The 19657-nt window shown below is 59.5% G+C and carries 14 protein-coding genes; 7 read left to right on the forward strand and 7 right to left on the reverse strand.

Translation table 11 applies throughout. The features are described from left to right. Positions 1 to 73 precede the first annotated feature (73 nt). A complete protein-coding gene (locus tag ACE04F_RS15020; protein WP_305497705.1) occupies positions 74 to 559 on the reverse strand; it encodes an acyl-CoA thioesterase in 486 nt (161 codons plus the stop codon). Between the two features lie 267 nt (positions 560 to 826). Between ACE04F_RS15020 and ACE04F_RS15025 the strand changes: the two genes are divergently transcribed. Then, positions 827 to 2590 carry a cation:proton antiporter gene (locus ACE04F_RS15025; protein ID WP_486107856.1) on the forward strand — a complete coding sequence of 588 codons (1764 nt, stop codon included), beginning with the start codon at positions 827 to 829 and terminating at the stop codon, positions 2588 to 2590. Between the two features lie 21 nt (positions 2591 to 2611). Here the strand turns inward: ACE04F_RS15025 and ACE04F_RS15030 are convergent, their stop codons facing one another. The 3 genes from ACE04F_RS15030 to uvrD all read right to left on the reverse strand — a co-directional run bounded on the left by ACE04F_RS15030 (position 2612) and on the right by uvrD (position 6497). Then, positions 2612 to 3019, reverse strand: a complete 408-nt coding sequence (locus ACE04F_RS15030) for an SMI1/KNR4 family protein (RefSeq protein ID WP_003187120.1) — start codon at positions 3017 to 3019, stop codon at positions 2612 to 2614. 137 nt (positions 3020 to 3156) lie between these two features. After that, positions 3157 to 4032 (reverse strand): Tim44 domain-containing protein, encoded by an 876-nt coding sequence (locus tag ACE04F_RS15035; RefSeq protein ID WP_486107858.1) that lies wholly within the window; start codon positions 4030 to 4032, stop codon positions 3157 to 3159. Positions 4033 to 4316: 284 nt separating this feature from the next. Next, the gene (uvrD, locus tag ACE04F_RS15040) at positions 4317 to 6497 is read right to left on the reverse strand and encodes a DNA helicase II (protein WP_486107860.1); all 2181 of its coding nucleotides are present in this window, start codon (positions 6495 to 6497) and stop codon (positions 4317 to 4319) included. A 262-nt stretch (positions 6498 to 6759) separates the two neighbouring features. Here uvrD and ACE04F_RS15045 point away from each other — a divergent pair, with 262 nt between their 5' ends. Continuing rightward, positions 6760 to 9630, forward strand: coding sequence for a putative bifunctional diguanylate cyclase/phosphodiesterase (locus ACE04F_RS15045; RefSeq protein WP_486107862.1), 2871 nt, complete (start codon positions 6760 to 6762; stop codon positions 9628 to 9630). Between the two features lie 69 nt (positions 9631 to 9699). On the opposite strand, the gene ACE04F_RS15050 is transcribed toward ACE04F_RS15045, so the two are convergent. Next, positions 9700 to 10014 carry a hypothetical protein gene (locus ACE04F_RS15050; protein ID WP_486107864.1) on the reverse strand — a complete coding sequence of 105 codons (315 nt, stop codon included), beginning with the start codon at positions 10012 to 10014 and terminating at the stop codon, positions 9700 to 9702. 433 nt (positions 10015 to 10447) lie between these two features. Here ACE04F_RS15050 and hexR point away from each other — a divergent pair, with 433 nt between their 5' ends. Both hexR and ACE04F_RS15060 read left to right on the forward strand, forming a co-directional pair. Then, positions 10448 to 11314: a transcriptional regulator HexR gene (gene hexR / locus ACE04F_RS15055; RefSeq protein ID WP_003187110.1), complete on the forward strand. Its 867-nt coding sequence runs from the start codon at positions 10448 to 10450 to the stop codon at positions 11312 to 11314. Between the two features lie 249 nt (positions 11315 to 11563). Next, entirely contained in the window at positions 11564 to 11773 is a 210-nt protein-coding gene (locus ACE04F_RS15060; RefSeq protein WP_486107866.1) for a PA3496 family putative envelope integrity protein, read from the forward strand. Here the strand turns inward: ACE04F_RS15060 and ACE04F_RS15065 are convergent. Further along, positions 11715 to 12677, reverse strand: a complete 963-nt coding sequence (locus ACE04F_RS15065) for a LysR family transcriptional regulator (protein WP_486107868.1) — start codon at positions 12675 to 12677, stop codon at positions 11715 to 11717. The genes ACE04F_RS15060 and ACE04F_RS15065 overlap by 59 nt on opposite strands. A gap of 188 nt (positions 12678 to 12865) precedes the next feature. Between ACE04F_RS15065 and ACE04F_RS15070 the strand changes: the two genes are divergently transcribed. Both ACE04F_RS15070 and oadA read left to right on the forward strand, forming a co-directional pair. After that, the gene (locus ACE04F_RS15070) at positions 12866 to 14281 is read left to right on the forward strand and encodes an acetyl-CoA carboxylase biotin carboxylase subunit (RefSeq protein WP_003206982.1); all 1416 of its coding nucleotides are present in this window, start codon (positions 12866 to 12868) and stop codon (positions 14279 to 14281) included. A gap of 12 nt (positions 14282 to 14293) precedes the next feature. Next, entirely contained in the window at positions 14294 to 16102 is a 1809-nt protein-coding gene (gene oadA, locus ACE04F_RS15075) for a sodium-extruding oxaloacetate decarboxylase subunit alpha (protein ID WP_486107870.1), read from the forward strand. Between the two features lie 63 nt (positions 16103 to 16165). Here oadA and ACE04F_RS15080 read toward each other — a convergent pair whose 3' ends face one another. Beyond that, the gene (locus ACE04F_RS15080) at positions 16166 to 18304 is read right to left on the reverse strand and encodes an autotransporter outer membrane beta-barrel domain-containing protein (RefSeq protein WP_486107872.1); all 2139 of its coding nucleotides are present in this window, start codon (positions 18302 to 18304) and stop codon (positions 16166 to 16168) included. A 717-nt stretch (positions 18305 to 19021) separates the two neighbouring features. Here ACE04F_RS15080 and ACE04F_RS15085 point away from each other — a divergent pair. After that, positions 19022 to 19342, forward strand: coding sequence for a hypothetical protein (locus ACE04F_RS15085; RefSeq protein WP_486107874.1), 321 nt, complete (start codon positions 19022 to 19024; stop codon positions 19340 to 19342). The last annotated feature ends 315 nt before the right edge of the window (positions 19343 to 19657 follow it).

Consider the following 19657-nt stretch of genomic DNA (forward strand, 5'->3'; position numbering starts at 1 on the left):
CCACGGGATTTCGGTTGCCTGGGCTGATGCTATCGCGAGCAGGCTCGCTCCCACAGTTGGTTTTCGGTGGCCTTTACGGCCCGTCCGCCTTGATTTCCTGATAGCGCCGTTCCAGCTCCTGACGGATCTGCCGACGCTGCTGGGCTTGTTCGTAGCGGCGCTTTTCCTCGCTGTTCTGCGGGTGCAACGGCGGGACGGGCGCAGGTTTGCGTTGGTCATCCACGGCCACCATGGTGAAAAAGCAGCTGTTGGTATGGCGCACCGAGCGCTCACGAATATTCTCGGTCACGACCTTGATGCCCACTTCCATCGACGTGTTGCCGGTGTAGTTCACCGACGCCAGGAACGTCACCAGCTCGCCGACATGGATCGGCTCACGAAAGATGACCTGGTCGACCGAAAGCGTCACCACGTAGCGACCGGCGTAACGGCTGGCGCAGGCATAGGCAACTTCATCGAGGTATTTAAGCAAGGTGCCGCCGTGGACATTGCCAGAGAAGTTGGCCATATCGGGGGTCATCAACACCGTCATCGACAGCTGGGCGTTTCCGGGTTCCATAACGTTCTCACGGTTCAAGGCAGCAATTTCGGGGAGGCGCCTCTGCGGGCGTTGGGTTGTGGCCAGTCGTTTTCCAGCCACCCATATCGGGACGCTGCGCCGTTGCTTGCCGTCACGCTTCGGTGGATCTGTTTCCATATATTGCACTGTCTTTTTGCAGGAAGTCGCGGTGTTAACCTGCAAATGCCCGTCAGCTTAGGCATTTCCTACAAAAGGACCGGAATCGCCCGACTCCGCATCGAGTCATTTCACACAAGGAGCCCCACCATGCATGCCATCAGCTTCATTCAGGACCTGGCGATCATCATGCTGGTGGCGGGGCTGGTAACGGTACTCTTTCATCGTTTCAAGCAACCGGTGGTGCTGGGCTATATCGTCGCCGGCTTCATCATCGGCCCGCATACGCCACCGTTTGGTTTCATCCACGACGAAGAAACCATCAAGACCCTGGCCGAGCTGGGGGTGATCTTCCTGATGTTCTGCCTCGGGCTGGAATTCAGCCTGCGCAAACTGTTCAAGGTTGGCGCCACGGCGTTCATCGCAGCATTCCTCGAAATCGTCCTGATGATCTGGATCGGCTATGAAATCGGCCGCTGGTTCGACTGGAATACCATGGACTCGCTGTTTCTTGGCGCGATCCTGGCCATCTCCTCGACCACGATCATCGTCAAGGCGCTCAATGACCTGAAAATGAAAAACGAGCGCTTTGCGCAGCTGATTTTCGGGGTGCTGATCGTCGAGGACATCCTTGGCATTGGCATCATCGCCTTGCTCTCGAGCATTGCCGTCAGCGGCACGGTGAGTTCCGGCGAGGTGTTCTCCACGGTCGGCAAGTTGTCGTTGTTCATGATCGTGGCGTTGGTCATCGGGATCCTGCTGGTGCCCAGATTGCTGGCGTACGTGGCAAAATTCGACAGTAACGAGATGCTGCTGATCACGGTGTTGGGACTTTGCTTCGGCTTCTGCCTGCTGGTGGTGAAGCTTGAGTACAGCATGGTGCTGGGGGCATTCCTGATCGGTGCGATCATGGCCGAGTCCCGGCAGTTGCTGAAAATCGAACGCTTGGTAGAGCCGGTGCGCGACTTGTTCAGCGCAATATTTTTCGTGGCGATCGGGCTCATGCTCGATCCGGCGATTTTGCTTGAATACGCCTGGCCGATTGCCGTGATCACCTGCGCAGTCGTGCTGGGCAAGATGCTCTCCTGTGGTCTCGGCGCCTTTATCGCCGGCAATGACGGACGCACCTCCCTACGAGTCGGGATGGGACTTTCACAGATCGGCGAATTTTCGTTCATCATCGCTTCGCTGGGCATGACCTTGCAGGTCACCAGCGATTTTCTTTACCCGGTGGCGGTGGCTGTGTCGGTACTGACCACGCTGTTGACGCCTTACTTGATCAGGGCCGCGGATCCGCTGTCAGTTAGGCTGGCCTCGGCAATGCCGCAACGGCTGACGCGCGTGCTGGGCATGTATGGTGAATGGTTGCGCAGTATTCAGCCACGGGGCGAGAGCGCCATGGTGGCCGCCATGATCAGGCGAATCCTGCTGCAGGTCGGTATCAACCTGGCATTGGTCATCGCGATTTTTGTTTCGGGCGGCTATTTCGCCGAGCGGATGTCGGTTTACCTGCAAGCCTGGATCAGCGATCCGAGCTGGCAAAAAGCATTGATCTGGGGTGGGGCGCTGCTGTTGTCGCTACCGTTCCTGATCGCTGCGTACCGCAAGCTCAAGGCGCTGTCGATGCTGCTGGCGGAGTTGGGTGTCACGCCGGAGATGGCCGGCCGCCACACGCAGCGCGTGCGTCGGGTCATCGCCGAAGTGATCCCGATCCTCTCGCTGCTGGTGATTTTCCTGCTGCTGGCAGCCTTGTCGGCCAGTATCCTGCCGACCAACAAGTTGCTGGTATTGATTGCCGTGGTGGCGACTGCAGTGGCGGCGCTGCTCTGGCGCTGGTTCGTCCGCCTGCATACGCGGATGCAGGTGGCCTTGCTCGATACGCTGGACAATCACAAGGAATCATCCGGGCATTGACCGGCGCCAGGCATGGGCGCGTCAGCTTTCCAGCCAGACATCCCGCGCCCAGTGCCAGACCGATTCCCAGGTTTCCTCGGCAATCAGCTCTTCCTCGGCCTGCCACAGCACCACAGTGCCGTCTTCTTCGACGCAATAATAATCGTCGCCGTCCTGGCAGATCGGGATCAGGCTGCGATCGACACCCGCATCCCAGGCATTGGCTGCCACGTCGGGCAAGTAGGTGTGGGATTGCGGATCGGTAACGGTCACCGGTTCCAGGCTGCCGTAGACGACATCGCTGACAGTCAGCAAAAACTCCCTGAAGACGAAGGGGATATCGATGAACAGTTGCTCCTCGATCTCTACCAGCAAGTCTTCGTCAGGCAACTCCAGTGGAACCGGCACAGGTTCGTTGGCTTCACGCAGTTGTTCGATGATTTCTTCCACGTCCGGGGATCCTCTTTCTCAATGGCGCGGTTTCATATGGGGCGGTTTATACAGTAGCTCGCTATAGATGCAACCGTGAAATAGAAAACCCCGGCCGAGGCCGGGGTTTTATTTCAACATGCGAAATGCGCGAAGGTTCAGCCGTTCTGGCGGATACCCGCAACCAGCCAAGGCTGGTTCTCGCCTTGGGCACGTTCCATGTTCCAGCTTTCGCTGAACGCTTCGCCCTGGTCGAAGCGAGAGTCTTTCGACACGCCGACGAAGGTCAGGGTGGCGATGGTCTTGTCTGCCCGATCATCGACGCCGTCCAGTTGCACCTGCAGGTTGTCGATGTAGGTGGACTGGTAGCCGTCGCCCAGTTCGGCGCGTTCGCGCTTGAGGAACTCCAGCAATTGCGGGGTTACGAACTCGGCGATCTTGTCCATTTCGTTCGAGTCCCAATGCTGCTGCAAGGACATGAAGTGGCTGCGAGCGGCTTCGATGAAGCGTTGTTCGTTGAACCAGGCGGGTGCGTTGATCACCGGGCGGGCGGCCGCTGGAGCGGCTGCGCCACCGAAGATCGAGCCGCTGGCAGGCTGCTGGTTGAACACTTCACGCTGCATCGGCGCGTGACCGGCCGGAGCCAGTTGCTCCTGCTGCTTGCGACGACGGGCGGCAATGAAGCGGAAGACCAGGAAGGCGATGACCGCCATGATCAGGATGTCGAAGATCTGCATGCCCTGGAAGCCGTCGCCCATGAACATGGATGCGAGCAGGCCACCGGCGGCGATACCGGCCAGTGGGCCGAGCCAGCGCGAAGCACCGCTGGCCTTGGTGGCAGCGCCAGCCGCACCGGCCGCGCCTGCGGTGGCAGCGGTTGAACCGGCGGCAGAGGACGGCGCCATCTGGCTGGTCTGGTGAGTCGGGGCGGCGCCCGAACTTTTACCACCGCCAAAACGCTTGGCGGCATTGGCGTCGATGGCCATCGTCAGGCCGATGCACAACGCCATGGCGATGCTAAGAAAACGTTTCATATTAAGGCATTCCCATTTGTGGATAGCACGCGCGCCATGTTGCACAGGTGAACTGTTGCTGGCTAGCGGCAGAGTGTTTCGGGCTTTTGCGTGACAGCTGAGGTTCAGCTTCAGATGCGCAAGAAGGCCTGTTCGCTTTGGGCTGTAGGAAAGGGGGACAAGTTCTATCGGAACGCTGAATGGTTCCCTGTGGGAGCGAGCCTGCTCGCGAAGACGATGTATCAGTGACATCAATGTCAACTGATCCAACCCCTTCGCGAGCAGGCTCGCTCCCACAGGTTCTTTTAGATCGCTTCCAGCTTCGCATACCCCAGCATCAGCCATTTGCTGCCTTCGCTGAAGTTCACTTGAACTCGGGCCTGGGCACCGGCGCCTTCGAAATTGAGGATCACGCCTTCGCCAAACACCGAATGCCGCACAGCCTGGCCGAGGCTGAAGCCGGTTTCCGGAATGTCGCTACCGCCGAACAGGCTGCTGGTGCCTTGCTGGTTGCCGCCGAACGGTCGGCTGACACTGTTGGACAGGCGTACTTCCTGGATCAGGCCTTTCGGCACTTCGCGTACGAAGCGTGACACCTTGTTGTAAGTCTCGCTTCCATACAGGCGACGGGTTTCAGCGTAGGTCAGCACCAGGTTCTGCATGGCCCGAGTAATACCGACGTAGGCCAGGCGGCGTTCCTCTTCGAGGCGTCCCGGCTCCTCCAGGCTCATCTTGTGAGGGAACAAGCCTTCCTCCATGCCCACCAGGAACACATACGGGAACTCCAGGCCCTTGGCGCTGTGCAGCGTCATCAGCTGAATGCTGTCTTCATGCTCGTCGGCCTGAGTGTCGCCGGCCTCCAGGGAGGCATGACCGAGGAACGCTGACAACGGGGACAGGTCCTCGTCTTCTTCGGTGTTTTCGAAGTTGCGCGCGGCGCTGACCAGCTCCTCGAGGTTTTCCACCCGCGCCTGGCCTTTCTCGCCTTTTTCCGCCTCGTGGTAGGCAATCAGGCCGGACTGCTCGATGACGGTCTGGGTCATCAGGTGCAGCGGCATCTCGGCGCATTTGGCGGCGAGGTCTTCGATCAGGTCCATGAACGCTTTCAGCGCACCGGCGGCGCGCCCGGTAACGCCTTTGTTGTCGACCAGTTGGCGCATGGCCTCCCACATCGACACGTGGCTATGGCGCGCATGGTCGCGAATCGCCTCGACGGTTTTCTCGCCGATGCCTCGGGTCGGCACGTTGATCACCCGCTCCAGGGCCGCGTCGTTGCCGCGCCCTTCGATCAGGCGCAGGTAGGCCATGGCGTTCTTGATCTCCGCGCGCTCGAAGAAGCGTTGGCCACCATAGATCCGGTAAGGGATTCGTTCGCGCAGCAGGGCTTCTTCCAACACCCGCGATTGGGCGTTGGAGCGATACAGAATGGCGATATCGCTGCGAGCCAGGCCGGTTTTCAACGCGCTCTCGATGGTTTCCACCACATAGCGGGCCTCATCGTGTTCATTGAAGGCAGCGTACAGATTGATTGCCTCGCCTTCGCCGCCGTCGGTCCACAATTCCTTGCCCAGGCGCCCGGTATTGTTCGCGATCAACGCATTGGCGGCCTTGAGGATACCGGCGGTGGAGCGGTAGTTCTGCTCCAGGCGGATGACCTCGGCGTCGGGGAAATCCGCCGAGTACTGATGAATGTTTTCGATCTTGGCGCCGCGCCACCCATAGATCGATTGGTCATCGTCACCCACCACCATCAGGCTGTCGCCACCCTTGGCCAGCAGGCGCAACCAGGCGTACTGAACAGCGTTGGTGTCTTGGAATTCGTCCACCAGCACATGCCGGAAGCGTTTCTGATAATGCGCCAGCAGGCCCGGGTGGTCGCGCCACAGATCCAGGGCTCGCAGCAGCAGCTCGGAAAAGTCGATGACCCCGGCGCGCTGGCATGCCGCTTCATAGGCTTCGTAGATGCTGCGCATGGTCGCCAGGAACAGGTCACCGCTGGCCTGGATGTGCTGCGGGCGCAAGCCTTCGTCTTTCTGGCCGTTGATGAACCATTGGGCCTGACGGGCGGGCCAGCGCTGTTCGTCCAGGCCCAGTTCGCGGATGACACGTTTTACCAGGCGCTGTTGATCGTCGCTGTCGAGGATCTGGAAGGTCTGGCTCAGGCCGGCCTCCTGCCAATGGGCCCGCAACAGGCGATGCGCCAGGCCGTGGAACGTGCCGACCCACATGCCGGCCGGGTTGAGGCCCATCAACTGCTCGATGCGATGGCGCATCTCGGCAGCGGCCTTGTTGGTGAAGGTCACCGACAGAATCGAATGGGGCGAGGCGTTTTCAACCTGGATCAACCAGGCGATACGGTGCACCAGCACTCGGGTCTTGCCGGAGCCGGCACCGGCCAGGACCAATTGACGGCCGACGGAGGCAGCAACTGCCTGGCGTTGGGCGTCGTTAAGAGAATTCAGCAGAAGGGAGAGATCATCGCGCATCGAGGCATTCTAGGGTGCGGCGTCACCCCGGGCAAACCGAGCTTTGCATCAGCCGATAAAAAGCCGCCTGGGTGATGACCGGTTGGTCAGTGGCTACAAGCATGGGCGGGGCTCGCTTTCCAGGGTTATTACCCAATGAAATGGCGGCTTTTTCGCTGTTTTTATGAGCGGGAGCAGTGTGGGATGGCCTTTGGCTTGTGTATGCTCGGTGCTCGTTTCGGGTGCAGCACGCGCCCCCTGAATAAGAACAAGAACATCGCCTATGACCTCCAATTCCGATCTGGCGGGACCCTGCGTGGAGCCCCGCCTCATCTGCAAGCAGTACGCCACGGAAATGGCCGTCGAACGCACCAGGCTGTTGTATCAGGGCTCGCTGCTGCCCACGCTGTTCATGCTGGTCAACGGGCTGGTGTGTGCGGCGCTGTTGTGGACGCCGTCGCGCTACTTCCTGGTCAGCGTCTGGTTGGTCTGGTTGCTATCGCTGGTGGCGTTGCGGGTGATTCAAGTGGCCGCGTTCGATTCGGCGATGCCAAGGCGCCAGGCGCATCCGATCTGGTTGCGCATGTTCCTGCTGGGCTCGGCCATGACCGGCCTGACGCTGGCCGGTGCCGGTATCGCCCTGGTCCCGGCGGACAGCTTTCAGCAACAGGCGTGGGTATTCGGCCTGATCGGCGCGGCCACGCTGTCGGCGAGCGTCGCCTATGCCGTGAGCCTTCCGGCGTACCTGTCCTTTACCTTGCCTTGCCTGTTGCCGGCCATCGGTTATCTCTTCTGGGGTGGCGATGAGCAACAGTGTGGCTGGGGCTGGCTTGGGCTGGTGGTGCTGGTTTCGCTGAGTGTGGTGGCCTGGCAGGTCAATCGGCTGATACAGAACGGCATGCTGCGCCGCTTCCAGAACCAGGCGCTGATCGAGCATCTGCAGCAGGCACAAGCCCGCGGCGCGCAGCTTAACGAGGCATTGGCCCGTGAGGTCGAACAACGCCGTTCTGCCGAAGCGCTGTTGCGTACGGCACAGGTTGGCCTGGAGGCGCGGGTGGCACAGCGCAGCCTTGAGCTGGAGGCGGCCAGCCAGGCGCTGAGTAAAAGCGAAGCGCGCCTGGCATTGGCGCTCAAGGCCAGTGAGCTGGGGTTGTGGGACTGGAATCTGCAAACCGATGAAGTCCATCACACCCAACTCAAGGAGCTGTTCGGCCTGGAACCCGAGTACGTAACGGCCATGCTCAGTCATCTCACCCCGCGCCTGCATCCACAGGATTTACCCGCGTTGAAGCGTGCCTTGGTCGAGCATCTCAAAGGCCGTAGCGAGGATTACCAGATCGAGTACCGTGTACGTCATGGCGATGGTCATTGGGTCTGGATCGAAGACCGTGGCCGGGCGGTGGAGCGCAGCGTCACTGGTCGGGTGCTGCGCATGGTCGGCACCCGGCGCAACATCAGCGCCAGCAAAGAGCTTGAACAGCAGCGGCAACTGGCGGCCACGGTCTTCGAAGCGGCCAGCGAAGGCATTGTGATCTTCGATCCCAGCTACGCGTTGCTGGCCGCCAACCAGGCGTTCGTGCGGGTGACCGGCTTCGGTATTGCCGAAATGCTCGGGCGCAGCGTGGTCGACTTGCCTTGCAGTCGCGATGCACGCCGGCACTATCCAATCATTCGCCAGGCCCTCAAGCAGCATGGCACCTGGCAAGGCGAACTGGTGGAGGCGCGGGCCAACGGTGAGCTCTATCCACAGTGGCTGCAGTTGAACGTGGTGCGCGATTCGCGAGGTAATGTCAGTCATATAGTTGGCTTCTTCGCCGATCTTTCGGCCCGTCGCGAATCCGAGGAGCGGATGCGCTACCTCACTCATTACGACGAGCTGACCGGATTGGCGAACCGTTCGCTGTTCCGCGAACGCCTGCACGAGGCCCATCAACGGGTTCGCCAGGGCGGGCGCCGGAGCTTGGCACTGCTGCATATCAACCTTGATCGCTTCAAGTTGCTCAACGACAGCCTCGGTCACGACATCGCCGACCAGTTGCTGCAGAAGATGGCTCGCCGCCTGATCAATGCGTTGCCCGAGGCCGACACCATTGCCCGGTTGTCGGGAGACGAGTTCGCCGTGCTGTTCGACGCCTATGGCAATCTGTCCAGCCTGGCGAGGGTTGCGACTCGGCTGTCTGCCAAGTTGCGGCTGCCACTGACGATCGAAGGACATGAGCTGGTGGTCAGCGCTTCGATCGGCATCAGCCTGTTGCCCGATAACGCCCGGGAAATCTCCATGTTGGTCAGCCAGGCGAACATGGCCATGCAACACGCCAAGCATCTGGGCGGCAATAGCTTCCAGTTCTATACCGATAGCCTTCAGGCCAGCACGCTGGAACGTCTGCAATTGGAAAACCAGTTGCGCAAGGCGCTTGAGGAAGAGCAATTGAGCGTTTTCTACCAGCCCAAACTGTGCCTGGCGACAGGCCGCCTGAACGCGGCCGAGGCGCTGGTGCGCTGGGACCATCCGACCTTGGGCCAGATTCCGCCCGCTGACTTCATCGGCTTGGCCGAGGAGACCGGGCTGATCGGACCGATCGGCGAATTCGTGCTCCGCCAGGCCTGCTGGCAGGCGTGCGAATGGCAGCGCCAGGGGCTTGCGCCTATCAGGGTATCAGTCAACCTTTCAGTACATCAGCTGCGCCAGGGCAAACTGGTCAGTCTTGTACGCCAAGTGCTGGAGGAGACCGGCCTGGCGCCGCAATATCTGGAGCTGGAGCTGACCGAGAGCCAGTTGCTCGACAGCGTCGAGCACATCATCGCTACGTTCCAGCAACTGCGTGATCTTGGGGTCAAGCTGGCGATTGATGACTTTGGCACCGGCTATTCTTCGCTGAGCTATCTCAAGCGTATTCCGGTGGATTACGTCAAGATCGACCAGGCATTCGTTCGTGGCCTGGCGGAGGGCGGGGAGGACGCAGCCATCACCCGGGCAATCATCGCCATGGCCCATGGGTTGTCGCTCAAGGTTGTGGCCGAAGGCGTCGAGCGGCAGGAGCAGTTGGATTTTCTCAGGCACGAGGGTTGCGATGAGGTTCAGGGGTATCTGATCAGCCGGCCGGTGGAAGCTGAGGGGCTGGCTGCGCTGTTGCGGGCGCAACAGCAGGATTGAATGAGCCTGAATTACGAAGGTTCCCGTCAAACAGCCAGGCCGTCTGACGGGAACTTATGAGGCTTAAGCTTAGTTTGTCACGAGCACTTCATCGATATGATGCACTAACTGTCCTTCGTAAAAAATACTTACGCCAGTGATATTAGAGTTCCCCAATTCTTTGTATTCCACAAGCTTGTCCGTGAGTACTGGTAGTGAGGTTTCGTTGGATTGTTCAAGTTTCAAGTCCAGTCGCAGATCGAAAGATTTATCTTGTATGTCGCTGCGTACCAGCTTGGGGACCACACCGCTATTGGCTACAGTGACAGTGCCAAAGGTGCGGAAAGACGCGGCGCCTGGCATCCGGTCGAGGTGTGCGGTCCAGTCTTTAGTGATGATTTTCATAATAGTACTCCTGTAGTTAAAGTTGATTGCGTCCTGCGGGAGCTAATATATCCACTTTGATTTATTAATGTTGGAGAAGTTGTGCTGGGTATTGTAAGAAAAAGTTGGTTCGTAATGGGGTTGTTCAGTTATTGGTTGCTTTCTGCCGCTTATTGTCGCTGGGCTATATTGTCGGGACGGCAAGTAATAGGGGATGGACAAAAGGCGGTCTTTTGCCCACGTCGGAGGCTCAGGTCGCGTCTGGAAATCACCGGATCGGCGGCACAGAGGGTTTGCGCCTTCATACTAGCTGCTACATCTGGCGATCCTCTGCCAAAACAAAGGACCGCGAGGCAATCCAGTTACGTTTTGGACAGGCAAAGCGCCAATTCTTGTAGTATAACTACAAGCTTGCTACATCCCGGCACCCGCCCCATAACAAGAGTCCAGCCCCTTGAACCTGTTGCAACACATCGCCCAGTCACGCCACTTGCTGCGCAAGTCGGAGCTGAAAGTCGCCGATCACGTACTTCTTGATCCAGCGGCCGTGATGCATAGCTCCATGGCTGACCTGGCCCACAGCGTCGGCATCAGCGAGCCGACCATCGTGCGCTTTTGCCGCGCAATCGGTTGTTCTGGTTTCCAGGACCTGAAGCTCAAATTGGCGCAGAGCCTGGCGGCGGGTGCAAGTTTTGGCCAGTTCGCGATTCATGAAGACGATTCGGTCGCCGATTACAGCCTGAAAATCTTCGACACGACCCTGCACACCCTGATGGAGGTCCGCGAGAAACTCGATCCGGTGGCGCTGCAAAAAGCGGTCACGGCCATGTCCCAGGCGCAACGTGTCGAGTTCTATGGTTTTGGCGCTTCTGGCGCAGTCGCGGCCGATGCCCAGCACAAGTTCTTCCGTCTGCTGCTCACGGCGGCGGCCTATTCCGATCCACACATGCAGGCAATGTCGGCGGTCACGTTAAAGCCTACCGACGTGGCGATCTGTATTTCCCAGTCGGGTCGCTCCAAGGACTTGTTGATCACTGCGAACCTGGTACGCGAAAGCGGTGCCTCGCTGATCACCTTGTGCCCGAGCCAGACGCCATTGGCTGAATTGTCGACGGTGAACCTGGCGATCGACGTGCATGAAGACACGGAAATCTACACGCCACTGACCTCGCGCATCGCGCATCTGGTGGTCATTGATGTGTTGGCCATGGGCGTCGCCATGGCGCGCGGCCCGAGCCTGGTCAACCATCTCAAGAGTGTGAAGCGCAGCCTTCGCAGCTTGCGGTTGTCGCCCAAGTCGGTAAAGGCGCTGGATGACTGAGCGCTGTTGCTGAATTGAAGGCTTCTGTGGCGAGGGAGCTTGCTCCCGCTTGGCTGCGCAGCAGACGCAAACCTGCCCAATACGGTAGTCAAGCAATGCGCAGGGGCTATCGCGCAGCCCAGCGGGGATAAATCCCCTCGCCACAAATCTGCTCTGCCCCGAATTCATCGTTCTGTAACGCTCGCGCCGCCAAAACGTCATCCCGCGCCGTCATCTTGTAACTCCCGTATACGTCTTGGGAGTCTCGACATGACCCAGTCCTACGAAGACCGCAGCGCCGCCAAAACCCGTCGCCAACAGGAAGATCAACGCCGCATGGCGTTCCGCCGTGCGATCGAAGATCGCTATGAGCAACGGCAGCTTCTGGCAGAAATCAACGATTTTCCTGACGCCGTAGAGTTCAACTACTGGCAGGCGGCGCCGGCGGCTTCCCGTCGAAACGCTCAACCAGGCCGATAATCTGGGCGCGTTCGCCGCGCACGAATGCCAGGAAGGCATGAGCCACCGGTGACAGACGCTTAGCCCGGGCCTGCACCAGGCACCAGCTGCGGTACAGCGGCAACTCCTCAACCGGCAACTCGATGAGTGCGCCGGAGCTTAGCTCGCGGCTTACGGCGTGGCGCGTCAACAGCGCCACGCCCAGCCCGGCCACGACGCACTCGCGCTGGGCCTCCGCCGACGCCACTTCCAGCGTCTGGGTGAAATGCACCCGCTTCTCCTTGAAATACTCCTCGCACGCCAACCGCGTGCCCGAACCGGGCTCGCGCAACAGCAGCGTATAAGGTTCCAGGTCTTGCAGGCGCAGCGGGCCGGTGTGGCAAAGCGGATGGTCGGGTGGCGCCACGGCAACGATCGGGTTGTTGAGAAATGGCAGGAATTCCAGGCCCATGTCCTGGGGCACCATGGACATGATCACCAGGTCATCACGGTTGTCTGAAAGGCGCCGGATCACCTGGCCGCGATTGACCACGGTGAGGTTCAGGTTGACCTCGGGATGCTGACGCTTGAACGCGGCGAACAGGTGCGGGACGAAATATTTGGCGCTGGACTCTACCGCCAGCTTCAATTGCCCCTGCAACGAACCCTGCATGTCAGAAAGCTGCATGTCGAGATTTTCCAGTCGCCCGAAAATATCGCGGCTGGCGCGTTGAAGGGCTTCGGCCGCTTCGGTCATATAGAGTTTTTTTCCGACATACTCAAACAGCGGCTGGCCAATCAGCTCTTCAAGGGATCGAATCTGTAGGCTAACGGCCGGCTGTGTGAGAGACATTTCATCGGCTGCGCGACTGTATGACCTCAGGTCGCATACCTCATTAAAAATTTGCAGCTGACGCAACGTCATACGCATCAATGACTTACGCATATTTCTAACTCTCTGGAGCAACGCGGGCGAGGCAACTATAAGTCTTTGCTTATGCTCCGCCCAACAAATATTCATTTTTGTTAATCAACGACCGGGACTAGTGTGGAGCTGCGACCAATTGTTACATCTGGTCACGCATCGGCCTGGACCTCAGGCCGTGGGTATCACCGGCTCAAGGGAACCTCCAATTGATAACAAAGATCCTGATCGCCAACCGCGGTGAGATTGCCGTCCGCATCGTGCGCGCTTGCGCCGAAATGGGCATTCGCTCGGTCGCGGTCTACTCCGACGCCGACCGTCATGCCTTGCATGTCAAGCGGGCGGACGAGGCCCACAGCATCGGCGCCGATCCGCTGGCCGGCTACCTCAATCCGCGCAAACTGGTGAACCTGGCGGTGGAAACCGGCTGTGATGCGTTGCACCCCGGTTACGGCTTCCTCTCGGAAAACGCCGAACTGGCGGACATCTGCGCCGAGCGCGGGATCAAATTCATTGGCCCGTCGGCGGAAGTCATTCGCCGCATGGGCGACAAGACCGAAGCGCGCCGCAGCATGATCAAGGCCGGCGTGCCGGTGACGCCGGGCACCGAAGGCAATGTCTCGGGTATTGAAGAAGCCCTGACCGAAGGTGATCGGATCGGTTACCCGGTCATGCTCAAGGCCACGTCCGGCGGCGGTGGCCGTGGTATCCGTCGCTGCAACAGTCGCGAAGAACTCGAACAGGCCTTCCCACGGGTCATCTCCGAAGCCACCAAGGCGTTCGGTTCGGCGGAAGTGTTCCTGGAAAAATGCATCGTCAATCCCAAGCACATCGAAGCGCAGATCCTCGGTGACAGTTTTGGCAACGTGGTGCATTTGTTCGAACGGGATTGCTCGATCCAGCGCCGTAACCAGAAGCTGATCGAAATTGCTCCAAGCCCGCAGCTGACACCCGAGCAGCGCGCCTACATCGGCGACCTCTCGGTGCGCGCCGCCAAGGCCGTGGGCTACGAAAACGCCGGCACCGTGGAGTTCCTGCTCGCCGAGGGCGAGGTGTACTTCATGGAGATGAACACCCGGGTGCAGGTGGAACACACGATCACCGAAGAAATCACCGGTATCGACATCGTTCGCGAGCAGATCCGCATCGCCTCCGGGCTGCCATTGTCGGTCAAGCAGGAAGACATCCAGCACCGGGGCTTTGCGTTGCAGTTTCGCATCAATGCCGAAGACCCGAAAAACAACTTCCTGCCCAGCTTCGGCAAGATCACCCGCTATTACGCACCGGGTGGCCCGGGGGTGCGCACCGACACGGCGATCTATACCGGCTACACCATTCCGCCGTTCTACGATTCGATGTGCCTGAAACTGGTGGTTTGGGCGCTGACCTGGGAAGAAGCGATGGACCGAGGTCTGCGAGCCCTGGATGACATGCGCCTGCAGGGGGTCAAGACCACCGCCGCGTATTACCAGGAGATCCTGCGCAATCCGGAATTCCGCAGCGGCCAGTTCAACACCAGCTTTGTTGAAAGCCACCCGGAACTGACCAATTACTCGATCAAGCGCAAACCCGAAGAGCTGGCCCTGGCCATCGCCGCCGCCATTGCCGCCCACGCAGGCCTGTAAGGAATCATGACAATGTCCAAGAAGATCCACGTTACCGACACAATCCTGCGCGACGCCCACCAATCGCTGCTCGCCACCCGCATGCGCACCGAAGACATGCTGCCGATCTGCGACAAGCTCGACAAAGTCGGCTATTGGTCGCTGGAAGTCTGGGGCGGCGCCACCTTCGACGCCTGCGTGCGCTTTCTGAAAGAAGATCCGTGGGAGCGCCTGCGCCAACTGCGCGCAGCGCTGCCCAACACTCGCTTGCAAATGCTGCTGCGCGGCCAGAACCTGCTCGGTTATCGCCATTACAGCGATGATGTGGTCAAAGCATTTGTCGCCAAGGCCGCGGTCAACGGCATCGATGTGTTCCGTATTTTCGACGCGATGAACGACGTGCGTAACCTGCGGGTCGCCATCGAAGCGGTGAAGGCCGCCGGCAAGCACGCCCAGGGCACCATCGCCTACACCACCAGCCCGGTGCACACCATCGACGCATTCGTGGCCCAGGCCAAGCAGATGGAAGCCATGGGTTGCGACTCGGTGGCGATCAAGGACATGGCCGGCCTGCTGACCCCTTATGCCACTGGCGAACTGGTCAAGGCGCTGAAGGCCGAGCAATCGTTGCCGGTGTTCATCCACTCCCATGACACCGCCGGCCTCGCCGCGATGTGCCAGCTCAAGGCTGTCGAGAACGGCGCCGACCACATCGATACGGCAATTTCCAGCTTCGCCTGGGGCACCAGCCATCCGGGTACCGAATCGATGGTAGCCGCCCTCAAGGGCAGCGAGTTCGACACCGGCCTGGACCTGGAACTGCTGCAGGAAATCGGCCTGTATTTCTACGCCGTGCGCAAGAAGTACCACCAGTTCGAAAGCGAGTTCACCGCGGTGGACACCCGCGTCCAGGTCAACCAGGTACCAGGCGGAATGATTTCCAACCTGGCCAACCAGTTGAAAGAGCAGGGCGCACTCAATCGCATGAACGAAGTACTGGCGGAAATCCCGCGCGTGCGCGAAGACCTCGGCTTCCCGCCGCTGGTAACCCCGACCTCGCAAATCGTCGGCACCCAGGCATTCTTCAACGTGCTGGCCGGCGAGCGCTACAAGACCATCACCAACGAGGTGAAGCTCTATCTGCAAGGCGGCTACGGCAAGGCGCCAGGTGCGGTGAACGAGAAGCTGCGCCGCCAGGCCATCGGCAGTGAAGACGTGATCGACGTACGGCCTGCCGACCTGCTCAAGCCGGAGATGACCCGGCTGCGTGGCGAGATCGGCGCCTTGGCCAAATCCGAGGAAGACGTGCTGACCTATGCGATGTTCCCGGACATCGGGCGCAAGTTCCTCGAAGAGCGTGAAGCGGGCACCTTGACCCCTGAAGTCCTGCTGCCGATTCCAGAAGCCGGCAGCGTGAGTTCCGCCGGCGGCGAGGGTGTACCTACCGAGTTCGTCATTGATGTCCACGGCGAAACCTACCGCGTCGACATCACCGGTGTGGGCGTCAAGGCCGAGGGCAAGCGTCATTTCTATCTGTCCATCGACGGCATGCCGGAAGAGGTCGTGTTCGAACCGCTCAACGAATTTGTCAGTGGCGGCAGCAGCAAGCGCAATCAAGCCACTGCGCCAGGCCACGTCAGCACCACCATGCCGGGCAACATCGTCGATGTGCTGGTCAAGGAAGGCGATGTGGTGAAGGCCGGCCAAGCCGTGTTGATTACCGAAGCCATGAAAATGGAGACCGAAGTCCAGGCAGCCATCCCGGGCAAGGTCACGGCCATTCACGTCGCCAAGGGCGACCGGGTCAATCCGGGGGAAATCCTGGTCGAAATCGAAGGCTGAGCCAAACAGCCTCGATGCAACGTTTTACCTCGGGGGAGCAGGTGCTCCCCTTTTTTTTGCCCGTCAAAACGTCATTCGCCACTGCCCCACCAGCGCACCGTTGCGGTTGTCCTGGCCCGTTTCACCGTTGTAATTCAGTCCCAGGGTATGACGTGGCGATACGGCAAAATCTAGCCCTGCCTGCCAGAGCAAGCTGTCACGGTCCAGTTCGACGCCTTTGATGGTGTAGGTATTGCCGCCGTTAACCAAGTGCTGATGGGAGCTGCCCCTGATGTCGCCGTATAGGTGCTTCCAGCCGACGTCGACGCGCGGCGTCAACCGCATGCCTTGGTCGAACACAAAAGGGCGAGCGAGGCGCAGGCCGAGGTCGCTGCTGTAGTGTTCTTGGGCCTGGTCGTGGTATCGCAACGCGGCATCGCCACCTTTTTCTGCATAGGCGTCGCGTTGGTAGCGTCGGTAACCCAATTGGACGTAGGGCTCTATATCGAACTGTCCGACGTCCAGGTTGTAGCCGACCTGTCCGAAGACCTGTTGCGTCGTGGCGTCGTAACGACCTTTGAGGCGATCCCTGAAACCATTGAACGCGACATGGCGCTTGGTGTTGCCGTCATGGCTACCATAAACGGCACCCAGGCGCAGGGCCAGCGGTCCTTCCTGGCGCACGGCGTAGGCACCCACGAGCCAACTGTCGAGCGCGCCGTTGAATTGATAGCTGTCCAGTCGTGTCTGGGTCTTGCTGCCAATGATGCCCAATCGCCAATTTGAGCTGACAGCCCAATCGGTTCCCAGCATAAGACCCTTGGTCGAATGCTTGAGGGCATAGCTGCCCAATTCCTTGGCGAGGCTACCGCTGTTGCCGATGGCCTGGACCCAGACTTGGCCGTTGGCATGTTCGCCCACCGCATTGTCCCGGCCCATGGCGGAAAGCATTCCCGAGCTGATCGGCGCGACGCTGTTCAGGGTGGCGTTGCCAAGATTTGCCGTGTCATGACCGCTCAGTTGGTCGATGGCGACAGCGGCAGTGGCCATGCTGGTGCCAAGCAGGGCGTTGATGGCGGCGTTGGGTTTGGGGACAGGTTTGACCAGTTCTGGCTTGGCTGCGGGCTTGGCCTCGGCGCTTATAACCGCGGGTGATGCGGTGGGCTCTGACGTTGCACGATTGGCTTGCTGCTCGGCGGCAGGCGATTGTGCAACCGGTGCCACGATGCCGGGTTCGGGCTGCGCCGGGTTGACCGGTTGCGACTGTTGAATGGCGTCCACGAATTCGAGCGCGTTGGCGGAGGAAGCTGCCTCTCCCAGCGGGACATCGTTGCGCTCGAAGGTCAGCCCGACCTGTTTTTCCAGGGTGTAGCCAGGTGTGGCCGTCAAAAAGGCGAGTTCATCGACGACCTTGCCGAATGTCCCTTCAATCTTTTCCGCCTCGATCACGATGCGTCTGTTTGTGTCGACGAATTCTCCCGGTACGGAAGCGATCTTCAGAGTCGCATTGCCCAACGTAGCGGTGCCGCCAACCTTGATTGTGCTGCTGCCTTTCTCGGCGTCGATTGCGTAAACCAGCGTCGCGCTCTTGGAAAACTTCAGGTCATTGGTCACCGAAGGGGCTCCCTTCGCGGGGCTGACTTCCAGCGTGCCCGCCAGGTCCAGCGCATCGACCGTCCCGCTGCCGCTGAAACGGCCCTTTTTTCCCACGAAGACCGGCCCGGTCACCGTACCTTGGTTGGTGAGATCGCCAAGAACGTGCACCGCGCCTTTGATATGACCGCTATTGAGTAATCTGGCCTTCGAGTCGACCAGGCTATTTGCGTCGAGACGACCGCCGTTCGACCATTCGCCTTGCTTCAGATACACATCCTGGAAATTGCGTATTTCGCCTAATTCGCCTCCCTGGGTATCCAGCTGCAAGACATTCGCTCCGCCGCCGCCGTCGGTGAGCCCGAAGAGACTGCCTTGCTTGCTGACCATCACCAGATCGTTGCTGTCGTCCTTCAATAAGGCGTCTTCGCGAGCGGCCGTCACGTTGTCGCGCTTTATATCCGCTGTTGGCGCCATGAACGCCTTGAGACGAGCCTGCATCTCGGTTGTTGTTTCCAGGGGGCGGGTTTCCCCGGCAACTGACTGAGCTATCGAAGACTCGACACAACCCAGTGCCAAGGCGATCGCCAGTGCAAGATGTTGGGGCAGGAATACATGTTTGGTAGGCATCGAGTGCGATCTCTCATGAATGAGGTCGCACTTTAGAAACTCCCCCTGGATGGCGATGCCAGCCATGTTCTCGCCGCAGGCAAGATTTGGCGGATGGAATCTGTAGGCTGTCCGTGCTGCGATCAGCGCATCGTCTGGTTTGATTTCAGGGTGCGTGGCTTTGCCCTACAGCTCTTACGGGCCTTTCTGTTTGATCGACATCTGAAGTTGTTCATCGGGTTACACTCTGTGCTTTCGGCCGTTGAGGGATAGCGGCGTTTTGCGGGCAATCGTCGTGTTCGGAAGGCTTGTTTAGGTCCTTGGGATGAGAAGAGACGCGCTCCCTCTGAAAGCGCAATTGATCAACTGCTTGATACAGATTGAGCATGCGATGGTAGGCTTGCCGCCGACCAAAGTTGGCTTTGTAAACCCATTCTGCGTTTCGCGTAGGATAGTTCCGGGATACAAAAATCCAGCGTTGTATCGTTGGGACCTCGTCTATAGTCCTCTCGTCATCGACAAAATCGGTGATCGATCTTAGCCGGTCGAACAAGAGTGCACGAGCGCCCCCAATGGCGGCGCTTTTTGCTGCCTGTGTTTTACATTTATGGCGGCTGTGCGGGGGACATCTTCGGGTGTGCCGGGTTCTCTTGTCCGGTCGGCTAACCCGCGTACAGCTGCCACCAATATTCGTTTAGCCGCGAACGGTGGTAGCTCCTGACTCAAGAGAGCAAACCGATGACCAAGTATCACCCCCTTCAAGCCAATACCAGCGTCGGCCCCACACTGTTTATCGACACAGAAGCTGGGGCCTCCGATCTTCTGGAAACCGCTGCGCACCGCATCAAAGCCGCTCGCGACTTACTCAACAGTGTTTCCTGTCTCTGCATGAAAAACGCCGAGGGTTATGACCTGGAGCATTTCACCAACGCCGCACATCTGTTGTTACAGGACGGATGTGATGCATTGGAAGTGTTGGGGTGGAGTATCGGTGGAGGTGATATCCAATCCTCACCTGCTAGCGATTCTGCTGTACATCAGGCAGATCTTCCCGTCTAACCACTAAGCTGCAGAGTTGAGGGACCTTAGGATTGGGACTGAAGACTTTGAATGGTCCGGCCCCTTCGCGAGCAGGCTCGCTCCCACAGGGATCCTTGTATGCCGTGAGGTCTGGGTCTGTCGAAGGTTCAGTGTGGGAGCGAGCCTCCCCCCCAAGGCGGTGGGTCAGTTACGCAGTGCTGGCATGCGCCCCGCTGTTTCTGTTGCTGTTGCTCTTGCTCTGCTTTTGATTTTGATCTCAGCGCCCCGTTAACCACGCTGGCCGAACGCAGGCATTGCGCAGTGGGTAACCCGGCATGGATGCCGGGTTAGCCG

Source organism: Pseudomonas sp. AGC41, assembly GCF_057334555.1.

Coding starts and splice junctions, on each gene's coding strand:
- ACE04F_RS15020 (WP_305497705.1), bottom strand. CDS start 559: ATGGAACCCGGAAACGCCCAGCTGTCGATGACGGTGTTGATGACCCCC.
- ACE04F_RS15025 (WP_486107856.1), top strand. CDS start 827: ATGCATGCCATCAGCTTCATTCAGGACCTGGCGATCATCATGCTGGTG.
- ACE04F_RS15035 (WP_486107858.1), bottom strand. CDS start 4,032: ATGAAACGTTTTCTTAGCATCGCCATGGCGTTGTGCATCGGCCTGACG.
- uvrD (WP_486107860.1), bottom strand. CDS start 6,497: ATGCGCGATGATCTCTCCCTTCTGCTGAATTCTCTTAACGACGCCCAA.
- ACE04F_RS15045 (WP_486107862.1), top strand. CDS start 6,760: ATGACCTCCAATTCCGATCTGGCGGGACCCTGCGTGGAGCCCCGCCTC.
- ACE04F_RS15050 (WP_486107864.1), bottom strand. CDS start 10,014: ATGAAAATCATCACTAAAGACTGGACCGCACACCTCGACCGGATGCCA.
- ACE04F_RS15060 (WP_486107866.1), top strand. CDS start 11,564: ATGACCCAGTCCTACGAAGACCGCAGCGCCGCCAAAACCCGTCGCCAA.
- ACE04F_RS15065 (WP_486107868.1), bottom strand. CDS start 12,677: ATGCGTAAGTCATTGATGCGTATGACGTTGCGTCAGCTGCAAATTTTT.
- oadA (WP_486107870.1), top strand. CDS start 14,294: ATGTCCAAGAAGATCCACGTTACCGACACAATCCTGCGCGACGCCCAC.
- ACE04F_RS15080 (WP_486107872.1), bottom strand. CDS start 18,304: ATGCCTACCAAACATGTATTCCTGCCCCAACATCTTGCACTGGCGATC.
- ACE04F_RS15085 (WP_486107874.1), top strand. CDS start 19,022: ATGACCAAGTATCACCCCCTTCAAGCCAATACCAGCGTCGGCCCCACA.